Consider the following 1,021-nt stretch of genomic DNA (forward strand, 5'->3'; position numbering starts at 1 on the left):
TCTACTTGTCTATCTGCCGCTACAAAATTTTTAACTAATTGTTTTTTGTATAATTAATATCAGTAATAGCATCGTGAAAATACTCTTCAAACGTTTCTTTATTCGCAGTTATTAAATTCAAAGTTGTATATCGAGTGTTTCCATAAAGACCAATTTGATATTCCCCTAAATCCAAATACGTATTACCATACATTCCAAAGGACTCTTTGTCTGTTTGTTCTTGTTCTAGAATCGCATAATAATATCTTTTATTGTTTTTCAAAGGCCGTTCTGTTTCTGAATAGTTTTCTTCAATGTTAATTATTTGTCCAAAATCTAATAACACACCACTATATAGTAAAAGACTGTACGATTCTTTAGGTAAATGATTAAATGTCTCGATTCTTTTAGACATAGCATCAATTTGATTAGAATGCTTTTCAATTATGTTAAGTGCAGTTTTAATTAGAGGCTCACATAGGTTATACAGTTTTTCTCCTTCATTAGCTGTTATAACCATACATGTTGGATAGTAACTCCCTTCTGTCTCATTCAATAAACCTTCTAGTTCTAGTGCATGCATTTGTTTTTCGAATTCCTCGTTAGTCCAATTTAGCTTCGTTTTTATAGCATTGGATCCTATAACAAGATGCAGCATCACAAGTAAATATTGAAGATTTGTTTCACTTATTTTTATAGTTGGAGAATTATCTCCAGATGAAATCATTTTAGTCTCCTAAGCTGTTTATAGTATTTTCTCTGGAGTATTATTAGCAAGCATCATTACATCCCTCCTTTTTAAATAAGTTAATTGTAAAATCTATGTATTTACTATGTTCTATAAATAAAAATAAGTGTCCTTTAATAATCTCAAATTAAAAACCTTAGTATGGCTATCTTAATACCTATACTAAGGTTATCTAGAATTTTATATTGTGTTATTGCTATTTGTATATGCCAAATTAATTTGTTCATATTCTTTTTTAAATTGATTATCATTTTTTATCCAACGTTTAAATGTTAATTCATTAATATTTATATT

At 27.8% G+C, this 1,021-nt stretch carries 1 pseudogene; it reads right to left on the reverse strand.

Going from position 1 to position 1,021, the window contains the following annotated elements:
• Positions 1-706 (reverse strand): annotated as a pseudogene (locus KI356_RS27615) (hypothetical protein); the annotation flags it as partial.
• Positions 707-1,021: the final 315 nt, after the last annotated feature.

Source organism: Bacillus hominis, from assembly GCF_018332515.1.
In the GTDB taxonomy this organism is placed as follows: domain Bacteria; phylum Bacillota; class Bacilli; order Bacillales; family Bacillaceae_G; genus Bacillus_A; species Bacillus_A hominis.